Raw genomic sequence first — 17421 nt, 5'->3', positions numbered from 1 at the left:
CACTCGTTTCTTTTTCTTATTTTTCTTATAGTAAGTGTAAGAAGAAAACACATAGGGGGATTAGAAATGAGTGTTCTTGAAGTAAAAGGATTAACAAAAGTGTACCAATCAAAAGGGTCAGTAGCGACGACTGCTTTAAACGATATAAATTTTAAAATAGAAGAAGGCGAATTTGTAGGAATTATGGGGCCTTCAGGGAGCGGAAAAACAACGCTTTTAAATTTATTAGCAACAATTGATAAGCAAACTTCAGGTCATGTGCTTGTAAATGGTGAAGAAATTAATCAAATGCGTGCTGCAAAATTGGCGGAATTTCGCCGTACACATCTAGGATTCATTTTCCAAGATTTCAACTTACTTGATACATTATCGATTAAAGAAAATATTATTTTGCCGCTTGTAATGGCGAAGAAATCTGTAAAAGAAATTGATGCGAAAGTACTTGAAATTGCGAGGTTTTTAAACATTGAAGAAATTTTAAATAAAAAAGTATACGAAGTATCAGGTGGACAACAACAACGTGCAGCAGCTGCAAGGGCGATTATTCATGAACCAACATTAATTTTAGCGGATGAGCCAACAGGAAACCTAGATTCTAAGTCAGCGAAATCATTAATGGGAGCACTTCAAGATTTGCATGAGCAAAAGAAAGTAACGATTGCAATGGTAACACATGATCCAGTAGCCGCTAGTTATTGCGAACGTATCCTTTTCATACGTGATGGAGAGATTTTTTCAGAAATACATAAAGGAAGAACGAAGCAAGCCTTTTTCCAAGAAATTTTAGACGTACTTGCGATGCTAGGAGGAGAATATCATGAACTTTCGCCAGCTCGCGCTTAATAACGTAAAAGGAAATTGGCGTAATTATAAAGCGTTTCTTATTAGTAGTTGTTTATCGATTGTCGTATTTTTCATGTATGCTTCCTTCATTTATCATCCAGATGTCGTAAGCGGTAATATTAGTATGAAGACGATGATTACAAAAGGGTTAGAATCGATGAATTATATTGTAGTCATCTTCTCAGCACTCTTTATTTTATATGCGAATTCAACGTTTTTACGAGCAAGAAAAAAAGAATTTGGCTTATTAACGTTAATAGGTGGAACAAAGTCTCAGCTCGGCCGAATGATTATATTAGAGCAACTGATGTTAGGGAGTATTGCCATTGTAGTAGGTATTGGGATTGGAATGCTTTGTTCAAAACTTTTCTTCCAAGCACTCAGTGTCTTACTAAAAATTGATAAAACACTGCCGCTTGTGTGGAATGGAAAAGCAGTTCTTATTACAGTTGGCATATACTTTGTCCTCTTTTTAATACTATCATTGTTTAGTGTTTGGACAGTAGGCCGCTTGCAAATTATTGATTTATTAAGAGAGGCAAGAAAACAAAAAGTAGAACCTTTTGCATTTACATGGTTAGGGGTAGTTGGTATAGGCTGTATTATTGCTGCGTATATACTTTGTTTCCAAGTAACAATTATGAATTTCATTATGTATTTCTTACCAATTGTCGGACTGACGATTGGCGGAACGTATTTACTATTTACGCAAGGAAGTACAGTCGTATTAAAGGCATTGCAAAAACGAAAACAATCTTTTTATACGTATCCCAATATGTTTGTACTTAGCAATCTTATTTATAAAATGAAAGATAATGCTCGTTTTCTATTTGTTATTTCTATTATTACGGCGGTTGTTTCTTCAGCGGTTGGTACGCTTTATGTATATTTTGAAAATATGAGTGCAAAAACGATAGAGCTTACACCGCATGCTATTTCATATGAGGAAAAGGGACTAAATACGCATAGCCTGATTAATGAAGAAAAAGAACAAGAGATTGTAAAAAAACATGGGTTTGAAGATGCACGAAAAGTAATTTACGTAAAACTACCTGCAACACAGAAAATAATGTTGTTTAACAGTGAACGTGAAGTACCAATGACGATTATTTCAGAAAAAGAATATAACGCGGAAGTACGTGAACAAAAGAAAGAGCAAATTACAGAGGTTCATAATGCACCAGGTAGTGCGACGATGGTTATGGTTGATGCAGCAAATGAACTTATGAAGATAGATCGTACGAAACCGTATGAATTTACAATCAACGGACAAATGCAGTCTGCTCGATTAAATGAGCCAACGTCATATTCTGTTTTTAATGATAGCGAATATCTCATTGTGAATGATCAAGATTTTGAGAAATACGAAAAGCTCGTACCAGATGAAGAAAAGACGAAATATTATGGTTATTATATTGAAGACTGGAAAAGTACGGAAGACCTTGTGCTAGATTTGAAAAAGGAAATTGCACCAGAAAAGCAAGGGGAATTGAGAAACGCAGTGTTCGCTTATAAAGATATAAGAGAAGGTGGAGCAATTACAATGTTCATCGGCTTCTTCGTAGCAGTACTGTTCTTCTTCTTTGCTTGTAGCATGACATACTTTAAATGGTTTAATGATAAAGAACAAGATCGTATTCAATTTAAGTCATTAAAAAGAATTGGTATGACAGATAAAGAAATTCGTAAAATTGCAATTCGACAAATGGGTGTTATCTTCTTTATCCCAATTTTAATCGGTACAATTCATAGTGGATTTGCTCTTCATACGTTAGGAAAAATGCTTTATATTGATTTGTGGAAATCAGGTGCGATAGTAATTGGAGCATATATTTTAGCTTCTACAATTTACTTTATGATTGCGCAAAGAGGATATTTAAAGCACGTAAAAAGCTAGGGGAACCTCTAGCTTTTTACGTGTGTAGTAAGTTACAGGAGGACGATAGATGAACATTCGGCAACTAGCGCTGCAAAATATAAAGGGAAATTGGCGTAATTATAAAGTGTTTTTCTTAAGTAGTTGTTTTGCCATATTAGCTTCTTATGCATACATGTCTGTCATTGTACATCCGTATATGCAAGAGACGATGTGGTATCAAAATGTACGCTGGGGGCTTATCATATGTAACGTTATAATTATTTCTTTTTTCGTCATATTTATTTTGTATTCTACTTCTATTTTCATAGAAGCACGTAAGAAAGAATTAGGGTTATATATGTTAATGGGAGCAACGAAATCTAACGTAATAGGAGTGATTATGACCGAGCAAATATTGATCGGAATTTTCGCTAATATTTTCGGTATTGGGCTTGGCATGATTTCTTTAAAACTCTTTTTTATGGTATTTAGTATGTTACTTCATCTTCCGAAAGAACTCCCTGTCATATTTGACATGAGAGCGATTGGTGTAACGTTTGTTACATATATGCTTGTCTTTGTTCTGTTATCTTTTATAAGTGCTTTACGTATATGGAATATAAAAATCATACGGTTATTAAAAGAATTTCGAACAGATAAACGGGAGAGGAAAACATCAAAGTGGCTTTGTTTATTCGGTTTTGCTTGTTTAGTGGGCGGATATGCGTTAGCACTACAAGTGACGATGACAACGATAGCATTATACTTTTTTCCGGTTGTTATACTCATTTCTTTTGGGACGTATTTCTCATTTACACATGGCGCTACACAAATATTAGAAGTGATAAAAAGAAATAAAAGGATTATGTATACATATCCGTATTTATTTATAGTGAATCAATTGTCACATCGAATGAAGGAAAATAGTCGCTTTTTCTTTCTATTGTCTATGGCAACAACGTTTGTCGTTACGGCGACAGGTACGGTGTTCTTATATTTTTCTAGCATGCAAGATATGTGGCGTGGCGGAGGAGTACACTCATTTTCATACATAGAAAAAGGCACTTCTGCTCATGAAGTTTTCGAGAAAGACAAGGTTGAAAACTTATTACATCAATATGGATATGATGATTTTCAATCTATGAGTTTTGTTGGAGTGTATGCATCCTTTCAGTCCAATAAGGGAGAAACAGAGGTAGCACCGCTTATAAAGGAGAGTGAATACAATCAAGAGGCAAGAAAACAAAAACAGAAAATGTATTATCCTAAAAAAGGAACAGTTACACTTGTCTATTATAATAAACGCAATTATCCGAATGTATATAATCAAAAAGAGATTCAATTGCAAGTAATGAATCAAGCGTATCCATTCGCATTTAACGGTCAGAAAGAAGGGGTACAATTTAACTATCACCCTTCATACATTAATGGTCTGTTTTTTGTCATGAATGATGAAGATTTTAACAGTATAGCAAATACAATTCCGGATTCTGAAAAAATGATATATAGAGGGTATACATTACCAAATATCGAAAATACGAAGGAATTAAACGAAGCTTTACGGAAACATATGAAACATGATACAAATGATGCGTTTCGAAGTAATATGGAATTATATGTGAATATGAAAGAAGGTGGTGATATTACTCTATTTATAGGCTCATTCATTAGCATATTATTCTTCCTTACGTCATGTAGCATCGTATATTTTAAATGGTTTCATAATATTGCATCCGATCGAAAGCAGTACGGGGCGCTCTCTAAACTTGGAATGACGAAGGAAGAAGTGTGGAAGATTTCTCGTTGGCAATTGTGTATGCTATTTTTTGCGCCAATTATAGTAGGGAGTATGCATAGTGCAGTTGCGTTATATACGTTTCATAATACTCTTTTTATGGACGGATCATTAAGAAAAGTGGGATTGTTTATTCTGTTTTACATTGCTGCATGTATCATCTATTTCTTCTTCGCTCAAAGAGAATACAAGAAACATTTAGACTAGCGAATGCTAGTCTTTTTTTAATATTCGAAATTCTCATAGAAGAATATTAAAAAGTATGGTATAACAGTAAGAAAACGAAAAAGAGGGAAAAGACGATGATTCGAGTAGGATATTTAGGACCAGAAGCGACATTTACAAATATGGCGGTGAGTCGTTTTTTTCCGGAAGCAGAGCATGTACCGTATCGAACGATTCCGGATTGTATTGATGCAGCTGCAAATGAAAATGTAGATTATGCGGTCGTACCGTTAGAGAATGCCATAGAAGGTTCAGTTAATATAACGGTTGATTATCTCGTACATGAGCAGCCACTTTCCATTGTAGGAGAAATTACAGTGCCAATTCAGCAGCATTTACTCGTACACCCGCAGTACGAAGAAGTGTGGAAAGAAGTATACGCTGTACATTCTCATCCGCATGCCATTGCACAGTGCCATAAATTTTTAAATGAGGAATTAAAAGGGGTAACCGTTCGCGATATGACATCAACAAGCGCTGCTGCGCAATATATGAAAGAACATCCTGAAGAAAAAATTGCAGCTATTGCAAATGAAGCAGCGGCAGAAAAATACGGATTAACAATTGTAAGGCGTGATATTCATACGCATAAAAACAATCATACACGTTTCCTTGTTCTCCATAAGAAAAAGAAAGCAGTACTCCCAAATAACGGAGAAAACCGAGGAGAGAAAACGACGCTTATGATAACGTTACCTGCTGATTACGCAGGGGCACTATATCAAGTGCTATCAGCTTTCGCATGGAGAAAATTAAACTTATCAAAAATCGAATCTCGCCCGATGAAAACAGGTCTTGGAAATTACTTTTTCTTAATCGACGTAGATAAAGCATATGATGACGTATTATTGCCAGGCGTAATGATGGAACTTGAAGCACTCGGTTTTTCTGTTACAGTGCTGGGGAGTTATTCTTCTTATTGGTTGTAAGAGAGGTGGATGAACTGTCGATATTTCCCTTCTAATCGCTGATATAATTTTATCGGATAATACATTTTGTGATAGATAAATAGAATCCCACCTATAAATGGTGGGATTCTATTTATTTTAACTTCGCAAGACGATCCTCTAACTGACCACGCCAAATCTCGGCTAGTTCTGGAACAGCAAGAACCTTCTCAATGCCATCTTTATCTTTCCTATTATGAAAATAAATTTCGTTAGAGAACAAAACAGATACATTGTTTGATGGACGCTCTAATAATGTAATTTTAGAATCTTGACGTACAGTACCTTCTTGAAGAACGCGGCATAAATAACCAGTATATCCAGTTGCTACAATGCGTGGCAAAATACCAGGAATACCAAGGCGTTTTGAAATTGTGCTACAAGGTACTCTCGCTTGTGTAACTTGAATGATTGCTTCGCCTAGTTGATATGTATCTCCGATGCATACATCACGCTCTAACATATTTGTTACGGTAATGTTTTCGCCAAATGTGGAAGCCGGAAGTGTAGTTTGAAATTCTTCTTCCCATAGTGCGTAATGCTCGTGTGGGTACACGCAAACTGCGCGATCAGGTCCCCCGTGGTGTTTTAAATCCGCTACATCATCACCACGGAATCCGTCTTTTGAGAGGAAGGCCTCTTCTGTAGGATCTTTACATATACCTGTTATCATTTCTTTATCTTCGCCATATTTCATTTGTTTCGGTTTACCGGTGCTAAAGTGAACGAGTTCAATTCCCATATTTGACCCCCTTTACAATTGATTACAATATTATATCACTAAAAAAGCACAGAGAATGATAAAAAACTCTGTGCTTTACATTAATAAACGAGAAATCCAGCGCGGTCTAGTGCCTCGCAAGCGGCATCTAATTTCTCTTTAGAATCTGCTTCAATTGTATGTAAGTGAATACCATCTGTTAGTTGCGAAAGATAGGAAGCGTTTGTGTTTTCGATTTTTTGTAAATATTGCTCTACATCAAAGCGATTACTTACCATAATTGATGCTGTTAAATCGCCGTATACAGGATGCTCAACTTTTACGTCTTTAATCGTAACGCCGTGGTCAACTAACATAGTAAGTTCTTGACGTACTTCTGCCGGTTTATGTTGGCATACGATTACGCGTTCAAAAGCTTGTTGTCTTGTTTGTGGCTTTAAATATAAATACCCTTGTGCAGTCGCAATAATTGGTTCATTTCGTGCTTTTAGTAAGGAAATGTCTTGAACGATAACTTGCCTACTTACGTTTGTCTTTTTAGATAGCTCATTCCCCGATAACGGTTCATTTGCAGCAAGAAGCCACTCGAGGATGAGTTGTCGTCTTTCTTCGCCTAAAATCTTTTTTTGATCATTTTGTTTCATTATGATTTAACACCTCTATAAAATTGATTTCCAATTGTGTGTAGTGCATGAATAGTTGTATCAATTTGTTCTTTCGTTGTGTGATGTCCGAAAGAAAAGCGGACATATTGTTTTGCCTCTTCATACGTTTTTCCAATTGCAAGCATTGTTTTTGAAGGGTCTTGTTTACCGACCTGGCAAGCACTTCCAGTTGAAATGGCTATACCATGACGGTTACATTCTAACATTGTATACTGACCTTCTATTCCTTTTATTGTAACCCCAATAATATGTGGTAAACAAGAAGTAGAATGTCCTTTCACTTCAATTTCTAGAGGAAGTGTTTGTAATTGCTCTAAAAAATAAGATCGTAATTGTTTAAAACGAAAGCTCTCTTCCTTTTGATTCTTTAATATATGCTCTGCGGCTGTTAAAAAAGCAGCAATTCCAGGAACGTTCACTGTACCAGGGCGAAAGCCTTTTTCATGAGAAGTTCCCGGAAATACTTGTTCCCAGCGAACTTGCGGATTTATATAGCAAGCTCCAACTCCTTTTGGTCCGTATATTTTATGAGCTGAAACAGAGAGACTATCAATCTCCATCGCTTTAACGTCTATTGGAAGTTTACCAAACGTTTGAACACAATCCGAATGAAATAAAACATTATATTTTTTTAAAAGTGCTCCGATCTCTGCAATGTTTTGAACGGTCCCGATTTCAGAGTTTCCGTGCTGTATACTTGCTAGAGCAGTATCTTCTGTAATAGCTGCTTCTAAATCTACTAAATGAATTATCCCACTTTTATCCACAGGAATCTCAGTAATAGTATAACCTTGCGATTGTAAGGATTGGAAATAACTTCGAATCGATGCGTGTTCCATAGGTGTCGTAATAATGTGCTTTCCATTTCTAGCATTTAGAAGGGATTGAATCGCAAGGTAGTTAGATTCTGAACCGCCGCTTGTAAAGAATACACCTTGTTCCTTACCCCCAATCATTTCTGCAAATGCTTCTCTACAAACTTGTAATAAAGATGATGCACTTCCGCCGATATCGTGTAAACTTTGTTCATTTCCGAAATATGTTTTTGCCGCTGCTATATATGTTTCTAAGGCTTCTTCGCTCATAGGTGTTGTCGCTGCATAATCTAGATATATCATCATGTAATTTCCTCTCTTCAGTAAGAGTGACATTTGTTTTCGTTTTTAGAATGGTAGTGAAAATAAGAATTGTAAAAAAACTCTTGTCATTATTTTAAAACTATGTAAATATAGGTGTCAAGACAGTTGAAAAGTGTAAAGTAGGAGGCAACAATTATGCCAAGTGCAGATGTCTTGATTATCGGAAGCGGCGTTGCAGCGCTTCGTGTTGCGAAAGAGCTTTGTCACGAAAAGAATGTGATAATTATCACAAAAAAAACAGGACGTAATAACAATACACATTTAGCTCAAGGAGGAATTGCAGCAGCTGTTGCTACATATGACGATCCGAGTGGGCATTTTGAAGATACATTAGTGGCAGGTTGCCATTATAACAACGAAGAAGCAGTTCGTTATTTAGTTGAAGAGGGACCGAAAGAAATAAGTAAGCTTATTACGAATGGAATGAAATTTGATGGGGATGAAAAAGGGATCCACCTTGGTAAAGAAGGGGCGCATCGAAAACGGCGCATTTTACATGCCGGAGGAGATGCAACTGGTAAAAATCTATTAGAGCATTTAATACAAGAAGTAGTTCCGAACGTTACTGTCGTTGAGCATGAAATGGTACTCGATTTTATTATAGAAAATAATAAATGCATAGGAGCTTTAACGCGAAATAGTGAAGGGAAGCTGAAGCGTTACTATGCTGATAATACGGTGTTAGCATCAGGAGGAATAGGTGGTTTGTACGCCTTTACATCGAATGATGAGACAATTACAGGCGATGGACTTGCGATGATATATCGAGCTGGGGGAGAACTTGTTGATTTAGAATTTGTACAATTTCATCCGACAATGTTATATGTGGACGGGCGATGTTGTGGTCTCGTTTCTGAAGCAGTCCGTGGTGAAGGAGCTGTCCTTATAAATGGAAAAGGACAGCGTTTTATGATGGATATACATCCCGGGAAAGATCTCGCACCGCGTGATGTAGTGGCAAGGGCTATTCATGAACAACTTCTTGCAGGTGAAAAAGTGTACTTAAACATCGAAACCATTCAAAACTTTGAACAACGTTTTCCGACCGTCTCATCATTATGTAAAAAGAATGGTATTGATTTAAAAGAAAATTCTATTCCGGTCGTACCGGGCGCTCATTTTCATATGGGCGGCGTGAAGACGAATTGTGACGGAGAGACGTCCATTTCAAACTTATATGCGGTCGGTGAAGTGGCTTGTAATGGAGTTCATGGTGCGAATAGATTGGCGAGTAATTCATTATTAGAAGGTCTTGTGTTTGGAAGACGAATAGGAAAACACATTTTAGCTAAGCCAGCAGAGGAAAGAAAAAATGTGCCGGAAGAGAGAGGGAAAAGTTTTATAGCTCTTAATGATTTACCGTTGAAAGAAGAAATACAAGAATACATGATGAAATATGTTGGGATTGTGCGAACTGAGAAAAATTTATCATATGCTCAGAGATGGTTTAGTAGGTACGGTGTGCGAAATATGATCTTACAATATGATGCACTTACAAATGAAGAGATAACGCTTATTAATATGTTAACAGTTTGTGAGCTTATAACAGTATCAGCTTTGCAAAGAGAAGACAGTGTTGGTGGTCATTATCGCATTGATTATCCAGAAAGAAATAGCGTGAAAAAAGAGATTATCCGAGTGAGAAGAAAACTACAACTTGTTTAATAAGGGGAAGAGGGATTTTATGAATACGTTAAAAGTTAAGGAAGCATTAAATCGATTTTTTCTAGAAGATATAGGAGAAAGAGATGTAACATCTCAGCTTATCTTTCCCGATAATGCACTTGCGAAAGGAACGTTTCTTGTAAAGGATACAGGGGTATTTGCAGGGTGCTTAGTAATTGAAGAAGGATTTAAATTAATTGATCAGAGAATTGAAGTTGAACTTCATAAAAAAGATGGGGATCTTGTAGAAAAAGGCGAAATAATTGCAACCGTGCAAGGCCCGATCGCATCATTATTAACGGCAGAGCGCGTTATATTAAACGTTATTCAGCGTATGAGCGGGATAGCGACGATGACACGTAAGGCGGTTTTTGCTTTAGATAGCAGTCATACACGCATTTGTGATACGAGAAAAACGATGCCAGGACTACGTATGTTTGATAAATATGCTGTAGTATGCGGGGGCGGATTTAACCACAGATTCGGTTTATATGATGGTGTCATGATTAAAGACAATCATATTGCTTTTGCTGGCTCGATTACAAAAGCTGTTACATCGGTGAAAGAAAGATTGGGACATATGGTGAAAGTAGAAGTCGAAACAGAGACAGAGGCGCAAGTAAGAGAAGCGATAGAGGCCGGCGCAGATGTTATTATGTTCGATAATCGTACGCCAGAAGAGATTCGTGAGTTTTCAAAAATTGTACCAAGTGCCATCGTCACGGAGGCTTCAGGTGGTATTACAATTGAAGATTTATCAAAATACGGAAAAACAGGGGTAGATTATATTTCACTTGGAGCGTTAACACATTCAGTGAAAGCACTTGATATTAGTTTTAATATTGAGGCCTAATGAGAGTGGTTTAGAGGGGGAGAATCATAAATGGGTATTTTAGAGAAAGTTCAGCCAATCGAAGTAATGTTACCAGAGCGTTATCAAATGATGTCTACATTAGAGATGGAAGAGCGTGTTCGCGAAATTAAAGAAAAAATGGGTGAATTGCTATTTATTCCAGGACATCATTATCAAAAAGATGAAGTGGTGCAATTTTCAGATGCAGCAGGGGACTCACTGCAACTCGCGCAAGTTGCAGCGAATAATAAAGAGGCAAAATATATTGTGTTTTGTGGTGTGCACTTTATGGCAGAAACGGCAGATATGTTAACGACAGATGATCAAATTGTCATCTTACCAGATATGCGTGCCGGCTGTTCTATGGCAGATATGGCAGATATTGAACAAACAGAAAGAGCGTGGAAAGAGCTCGCGAAATTATTTGGGGATACGATGATTCCATTAACGTATGTAAATTCAACAGCTGCGATCAAAGCGTTTTGTGGTCGTAATGGAGGGGCAACAGTAACCTCTTCCAATGCAAAACAAATGGTGTCTTGGGCGTTTACACAAAAAGAGCGTCTCGTCTTTTTACCAGACCAACATTTAGGAAGAAATACAGCGTATGATTTAGGTATTCCGTTAGAAAAAATGGCAGTGTGGAACCCGCATACAGATTCATTAGAGTACGATGGAGATATAGAAGAAATTCAAGTGATTTTATGGAAAGGCCATTGTTCTGTTCATCAAAACTTCACTGTGAAAAATATTGAAAATGTGCGAAAAAATCATCCGGATATGAATATTATTGTTCACCCTGAATGTTGTTATGAAGTGGTTGCTGCTTCTGATTATGCAGGATCAACGAAATATATTATTGATATGATTGAAGCAGCTCCGGCGGGAAGTAAGTGGGCGATTGGTACAGAGATGAATTTAGTGAACCGAATTATTCAGCAACATCCAGATAAAGAAATTATTTCGCTAAATCCGTTTATGTGTCCTTGCTTAACGATGAACCGAATTGACTTACCTCACCTGTTATGGGCACTTGAGAACATAGAAAGAGGAGAACAAATTAACGTTATTCGTGTAGAGAAACAAGTAACAGAAGAGGCAGTTCTTGCATTAAATCGTATGTTAGAGCGCGTTTAAAGCAGCGGGATTTCCGTTGCTTTTTTTCGTACATATAATCATAACAAGGATGAAATAGGCATACATTGTGTTGAGGAAATCATTGCGGTTTTTCTATGCTTATTCCACTTCGAATCATATTGAAAATAGAAGAAGTGATAAAAGTAAAAGAAGTTAATGTTGTTTAGAAAGTGTTACTTCAAAGTGTTTTTACTTATAGATAAGTTATACAGGAGGGGGAAAATTTGAAAATTCATATCGTGCAAAAAGGGGAGACCCTTTGGAAAATTGCAAAAAAGTACGGAGTGGATTTTGAAACGCTAAAAAAAACAAATACACAGCTTAGCAATCCAGACCTAATTATGCCAGGGATGAAAATTAAAGTGCCATCGCATAGCGTTCATGTGAAACAACAAACTGGATCGGGTTCAGCGCCCCCGAAACAATATGTAAAAGAGGTGCAGCAAAAAGAGTTTGCATCAACACCAACGCCACTTGCAATAGAAGATGAAGATGAGATCACGTATCAACCAACACCTATTACACAACAACCAGCTATGCAACAAACGCAAAAAGAAATGCAGATAAAACCGCAAAAAGAAATGCAGGTGAAGCCGCAAAAGGAAATGCAAGTGAAGCCGCAAAAGGAAATACAGGTGAAGCCGCAAAAGGAAGTGCAAGTGAAGCCACAAAAAGAAGTGCAAAAAGAAATTCCGATTCAAAAAGAGAAGCCAGTTGAAAAGCTGCCTGTCATTCAAAAACCACCTGTTGTAGAGAAAGTAGAAAAACTAAAACCTACTACGAAAGAAAACACTAAATTTTCTATCAATGTGTTACCACAGCCACCGCAACCACCAATTAAAGCGAAAAAAGAATATAAAATTTCAGATGTAATAAAAAAGGGAAGCGAGTTAATTGCTCCTCAAATTAATAAAATGAAACCTAACAATGTCATTTCTCCGCAAACGAAAAAAGACAATATAGGAAACATAGTGTCACCGCAAGTGAAGAAAGAGAATGTAGGGAATATAGTGTCGCCGCAAGTGAAGAAAGAGAATGTAGGGAATATAGTGTCGCCGCAAGTGAAGAAAGAGAATGTAGGGAATATAGTGTCGCCGCAAGTGAAAAAAGAAAATGTAGGGAATATAGTGTCGCCGCAAGTGAAGAAAGAGAATGTAGGGAATATAGTGTCGCCGCAAGTGAAGAAAGAGAATGTAGGAAGCATAGTCTCGCCAAACGTATCAAAAGAAAGTGTTATTATCCCGCAAGTAATACCGCCTAATATTCAAGTGCCGAATATAATGCCAATAATGGATAACAATCAAATGCCAAATATAATGCCAATAATGGATAACAATCAAATGTCGAACATGATGCCGATAATGGATAACAATCAAATGCCAAACATGATGCCGATAATGGATAACAATCAAATGCCAAACATGATGCCGATAATGGATAACAACCAAATGCCAAACATGATGCCGATAATGGATAACAATCAAATGCCAAACATGATGCCAGTAATGGATAACAATCAAATGCCGAACATGATGCCGATAATGGATAACAATCAAATGCCAAACATGATGCCGATAATGGATAACAACCAAATGCCAAATATGATGCCGATAATGGATAACAACCAAATGCCAAATATGATGCCGATAATGGATAACAATCAAATGCCAAATATGATGCCGATAATGGATAACAACCAAATGCCAAATATGATGCCAATAATGGATAACAATCAAATGCCAAACATGATGCCGATAATGGATAACAACCAAATGCCAAACATGATGCCAGTAATGGATAACAATCAAATGCCGAACATGATGCCGATGATGGATAACAATCAAATGCCAAACATGATGCCAGTAATGGATAACAATCAAATGCCAAACATGATGCCGATAATGGATAACAATCAAATGCCAAACATGATGCCATATCAACAGCCAATAATGCCGCCATATCCGCAGTATCAGCAACAAAATCCATACAATCAAATGCCGTATCAACAAATGGCACCGCAATATACTTCTATGCCAAATCCAAATATGATGCCAATGGATAATAATATGCCGCCACTCGTGCAAGGTGAAGAAGATTGTGGATGCGGAGGAGAAAGTAGGTTATATAGTCCACAACCGGGTGGACCACAATATGCTAATCCTTTATATTATCAACCAACTCAGCCAGCATATGCACCACAGCCAGGAACGATGTATTATCAGCCGGACCCACCAAACGTATTTGGAGAACCAGTTTCAGAAGAAAAGGACGAAGAGGAAGTTTAAAAAAAGGTGGGGTTATTCCCACCTTTTTTGTATTCGTGATAGTTAGGAATATGGTGAATTTACATTAAGTGTTAGAAAATTCCTAGTGAAATATTAACAGTGTAAAAAACCTCTCTGTTACTCATCATAAGGGGGAGCTTTTCGAAAGAGAAGTTCATTCTAACAGAGGGGGTTTTTGTATTGAATACGAAAGTAAAAGTTATTGCTGCTTCTTTGTTAGTTACCAGTGCATTAGCTGCATGTGGTACACCAAAAGATAATAATGCGATGGATGGACGTAACTATAATTACGAGCGTACATCTTATAATGATACACACCAGTATCGTGATAATGTAGCGCGTAACGATCGTTCTACAGATTATGTAACATATAGAAACGGTCGTAACGATACAGGATATAATAATTATTACCGTGATGTAAATTACAATGGGCAAATTGCTAATCCACATCCAACTCGTAATATTACAATGAACAATTCATACATTAACAATGATGGTAAAACTGCGGAGAAAATTACGAATCGTGTGAAACGTATGAATAACGTAGACCGAGTTTCTACAGTTGTATATGGAAACGATGTAGCGATTGCGGTAAAACCACGTAATACAGCGACGAATGAAACAGCGATGGCGAACGAAATTCGTCAAGCTGTTGTGAATGAAGTTGGAAATAGAAACGTATATGTTTCTGTAAGAAATGACATGTTTACTCGTGTCGATGCAATGAGTACGCGTTTACGTAACGGCACAGCTACAAACGATTTTAATCGTGACATAACAAATATGTTCCGAGACATTCGTTACGGCCTGACTGGTACTATGCGATAACAAACTAAAGAGGAAGGGCTAGCCCTTCCTCTTTATTCATCATCGTCTTGTAAACGGCGTTTTGTTATAAAATAACTAACGGAGTAAGACGCTAAAAAGCATATGAAGAGAATACCACCTGTTAAAATAGCTTCAAATAGAGGTCTTTCTGGACTGAAAATGATATAAATAATAGCTATGATAATTCCTACAATAAGAGAGCGTAAAATAATTTTGTAATAAGGAGTTAACTTTATTTCCTTTTCGCTTTCTTCTACATCGATAGAAACGCTTAACTGTAAATAACTAAGTACAATACTTGTAAGAATAAATAATAACCACAATGGAGATTTCGTAATTTGATCCATTCCTTCTGTGAATCCGATATAGCCTAAAATTCCGATTATACCAATTGATTGAAAAAGAAAGGCAATACGTATGTTTTTTAACGTTTGAAGTATGAGGCGTTCATCTTTAATTTTTTTCAAAGCATTCATCCCCTGTTTATATTTATAGTATCAATTGTAACATATATATTGCATTAATCAATTTATAATTTGCATAGATTTCAATTGGTTGAAAGAGGAAGAAAAATATATTTAGAAATATATTGCGCTTCTACCTTGTTAATGTTATATTAGCAAAGCGATGAGCTAATTTACGTAAGTCGAGAGATATGCTTAAGTGCTAAACACGCGAATGTGGTCGCCTGGTCTTTCGCCGTAAACGCATCAGACGCCTGCTTTGCAGGCGTCTTTCATTTTATATAAAAGTAAATGATACATGCAGATGAGGATTAACCCTTATCTGCATTTTTTATTTTCCTTAGAAATTTAATGCTATTGTTTATATGGATAAAACCCCCATTTCCGGAAAAGCTACAAATGAAAGTATGATTTTGCCTAGAAGAGGTGAACGGAAATGAAATGGATGCTAATTGCAGTGCAAGCTTTTGTTGTGATGTTTTGCTTAGCTTATGGATCCGATGTGAGGGCAGAAATAACAGAAAAAGTACCTGAGGTTACAATTTTATTAGAGCGTATGTATGTTGATGGAGAAGTAAGCGAGGAAATACTGACAGAAAAAGTAGCGGATTTAGAAAAGTTTTTGCAGCAATATAAAGAATGGCAACTTGTTGATCGTGATGATGTGCAAATCGTATTACAAAGGAAAGTTGATGATATTTCTCCTTTACTGAAAACGAGCGGTTATTTTGGTGTTTCAGAGGAAGGGATATTGCAAATTTTTAAAGGGGTACCGAAAAGTAATAACGCGATCCATTCCTTCTTTCAAATTGATATGAAAAAGCTTGAGAGCTATGAGCGTGCGGAATTGAAACGTGGTATTCGCATAAAATCAAAAGAAGGTTTTGTAAAGACAATCGAAAAAATGAAGCAATACGCAGTGCAAAATAAGAAAAAAAGCAGCTCAGGGTGAGCTGCTTTTTTTCTTATTTATTCTTAGCTAAAATCTCTTTTGCGATTTCATCAATTAGCATATCTTTTCCGATTGGATTGAATGCTTTCGTATTGAAGATTTCATTCGATACTTCATATACGTGATTGTTTTTTACTGCTTTATTATCTTTCCAAACCGCACTGTTTTTATAGTCTTCGTACACTTTATCAGCTTCTCCGCCGAAGTTTACAATAAACATTTGATCAGGCTGGAATGCAACAAGACCTTCTAGTGATACTTGTGCCATCGTTTGTTTTAAATCTGTACCTTTTGTTGCTGGAAGTTTTAAGTCGTTAAAGATGATGTCACCATATCCGAAGCTACCGTATACACGGAAGTTTTGTGGTGTTACTGCAACGAACATAAAGTTCTCATCTTTTGTTTTCTCTTTAATTTTTTTAGATAAAGAGTCTGCTTTTTTATCGTAATCTGCAATCCATTTGTCGGCTTTCTTTTCTTCGCCAAATAGTTTACCTACTTCTTTAAACTTACCGCGCCAGTCTTCTAGATTTGTTTCTAGAACAACTGTCGGTGCCACTTTTTCTAGTTGATCATAAATTTTCAATTGACGATTGTTTAAAATAATTAAGTCTGGTTTTAAAGCTGTAACAGCCTCTAGGTCAACTTTAGGTGCCCAGTACCAGCCGACTGCCTTTACACCGTCTAGCTTGTCCGTTAAGTGATTTTGGATTTTATCTTTATATGTGTTTGCTGTGCCAACAGGTTTATGTCCAAGGATTAATAATTCCTCTGTTGATCCAGATAAATCAACAATTCTCTTTGGATTAGCTGGAATTGTTGCTTCCCCTTTAGCATGTTTTACAACTTTTGTTTTCGGTTGTTCTTTTGCTTTTGCTTCTTCTTTTTGAGAAGAACAGCCAACGATAGAAAGAACAACTAGCATAATAGTAAATAAAATAAATAGCTTTTGTTTCATCCTGATGTAACCCCTTTAATTAATATTGATAATCATTATCGACTTCTGTATATTAATGTTCTTTTTGTATTTATGTCAATAGAAAA

General features: G+C 36.5%; 15 protein-coding genes and 1 pseudogene. 11 read left to right on the top strand and 5 right to left on the bottom strand.

Annotated elements, in window-relative coordinates:
* Positions 1-66 precede the first annotated feature (66 nt).
* The 4 genes from ABH960_RS05305 to pheA all read left to right on the top strand — a co-directional run bounded on the left by ABH960_RS05305 (position 67) and on the right by pheA (position 5650).
* Positions 67-843: an ABC transporter ATP-binding protein gene (locus ABH960_RS05305; protein ID WP_002015381.1), complete on the top strand. Its 777-nt coding sequence runs from the start codon at positions 67-69 to the stop codon at positions 841-843.
* Positions 818-2740: an ABC transporter permease gene (locus ABH960_RS05300; protein ID WP_078213501.1), complete on the top strand. Its 1923-nt coding sequence runs from the start codon at positions 818-820 to the stop codon at positions 2738-2740. Before ABH960_RS05305 ends, ABH960_RS05300 begins: the two co-directional genes overlap by 26 nt.
* Positions 2741-2789: 49 nt before the next feature.
* A complete protein-coding gene (locus ABH960_RS05295; RefSeq protein ID WP_404443394.1) occupies positions 2790-4703 on the top strand; it encodes an ABC transporter permease in 1914 nt (637 codons plus the stop codon).
* Between the two features lie 95 nt (positions 4704-4798).
* On the top strand, positions 4799-5650 hold the full coding sequence (pheA, locus tag ABH960_RS05290) for a prephenate dehydratase (protein WP_404443391.1): 852 nt from the start codon (positions 4799-4801) through the stop codon (positions 5648-5650).
* Between the two features lie 112 nt (positions 5651-5762).
* Here the strand turns inward: pheA and ABH960_RS05285 are convergent, their stop codons facing one another.
* The 3 genes from ABH960_RS05285 to ABH960_RS05275 form a co-directional block, all read right to left on the bottom strand.
* The gene (locus ABH960_RS05285) at positions 5763-6410 is read right to left on the bottom strand and encodes an MOSC domain-containing protein (RefSeq protein WP_002088802.1); all 648 of its coding nucleotides are present in this window, start codon (positions 6408-6410) and stop codon (positions 5763-5765) included.
* 80 nt (positions 6411-6490) lie between these two features.
* Positions 6491-7033: a transcription repressor NadR gene (locus ABH960_RS05280; RefSeq protein WP_002034157.1), complete on the bottom strand. Its 543-nt coding sequence runs from the start codon at positions 7031-7033 to the stop codon at positions 6491-6493.
* Positions 7033-8175 (bottom strand): IscS subfamily cysteine desulfurase, encoded by a 1143-nt coding sequence (locus tag ABH960_RS05275; RefSeq protein ID WP_404443386.1) that lies wholly within the window; start codon positions 8173-8175, stop codon positions 7033-7035. The genes ABH960_RS05280 and ABH960_RS05275 overlap by 1 nt, the downstream gene beginning before the upstream one ends.
* Before the next feature lie 153 nt (positions 8176-8328).
* Here ABH960_RS05275 and nadB point away from each other — a divergent pair, with 153 nt between their 5' ends.
* The 6 genes and pseudogenes from nadB (at position 8329) to ABH960_RS05250 (ending at position 14961) form a co-directional block, all read left to right on the top strand.
* Positions 8329-9858, top strand: a complete 1530-nt coding sequence (nadB, locus tag ABH960_RS05270; RefSeq protein ID WP_404443384.1) for an L-aspartate oxidase — start codon at positions 8329-8331, stop codon at positions 9856-9858.
* A gap of 19 nt (positions 9859-9877) precedes the next feature.
* A complete protein-coding gene (gene nadC / locus ABH960_RS05265; RefSeq protein ID WP_002067403.1) occupies positions 9878-10711 on the top strand; it encodes a carboxylating nicotinate-nucleotide diphosphorylase in 834 nt (277 codons plus the stop codon).
* 30 nt (positions 10712-10741) lie between these two features.
* Positions 10742-11848 carry a quinolinate synthase NadA gene (gene nadA / locus ABH960_RS05260; protein WP_328054161.1) on the top strand — a complete coding sequence of 369 codons (1107 nt, stop codon included), beginning with the start codon at positions 10742-10744 and terminating at the stop codon, positions 11846-11848.
* 224 nt (positions 11849-12072) lie between these two features.
* Positions 12073-12229, top strand: a pseudogene (safA, locus tag ABH960_RS05255) (SafA/ExsA family spore coat assembly protein); the annotation flags it as partial.
* Positions 12211-14133 carry a spore coat assembly protein ExsA gene (gene exsA, locus ABH960_RS29540; RefSeq protein WP_483862324.1) on the top strand — a complete coding sequence of 641 codons (1923 nt, stop codon included), beginning with the start codon at positions 12211-12213 and terminating at the stop codon, positions 14131-14133. The pseudogene safA and the gene exsA, both read left to right, overlap by 19 nt.
* Positions 14134-14313: 180 nt before the next feature.
* Complete coding sequence (locus ABH960_RS05250; RefSeq protein WP_002034140.1) at positions 14314-14961, top strand: YhcN/YlaJ family sporulation lipoprotein; 648 nt, start codon at positions 14314-14316, stop codon at positions 14959-14961.
* Between the two features lie 32 nt (positions 14962-14993).
* Here the strand turns inward: ABH960_RS05250 and ABH960_RS05245 are convergent, their stop codons facing one another.
* Positions 14994-15428 (bottom strand): hypothetical protein, encoded by a 435-nt coding sequence (locus tag ABH960_RS05245; protein WP_002143234.1) that lies wholly within the window; start codon positions 15426-15428, stop codon positions 14994-14996.
* Between the two features lie 433 nt (positions 15429-15861).
* On the opposite strand from ABH960_RS05245, the gene ABH960_RS05240 reads away from it, so the two are divergent.
* A complete protein-coding gene (locus ABH960_RS05240) occupies positions 15862-16377 on the top strand; it encodes a BofC C-terminal domain-containing protein (protein ID WP_404443379.1) in 516 nt (171 codons plus the stop codon).
* Between the two features lie 13 nt (positions 16378-16390).
* Here ABH960_RS05240 and ABH960_RS05235 read toward each other — a convergent pair whose 3' ends face one another.
* Positions 16391-17335, bottom strand: coding sequence for an iron-hydroxamate ABC transporter substrate-binding protein (locus ABH960_RS05235; protein ID WP_113935638.1), 945 nt, complete (start codon positions 17333-17335; stop codon positions 16391-16393).
* Positions 17336-17421: the final 86 nt, after the last annotated feature.

The sequence above is a fragment of the Bacillus sp. RC252 genome (assembly GCF_044909215.1).
Classification (GTDB): Bacteria; Bacillota; Bacilli; order Bacillales; family Bacillaceae_G; genus Bacillus_A; species Bacillus_A mycoides.
This window is presented reverse-complemented; position numbering and strand designations above follow the sequence as displayed.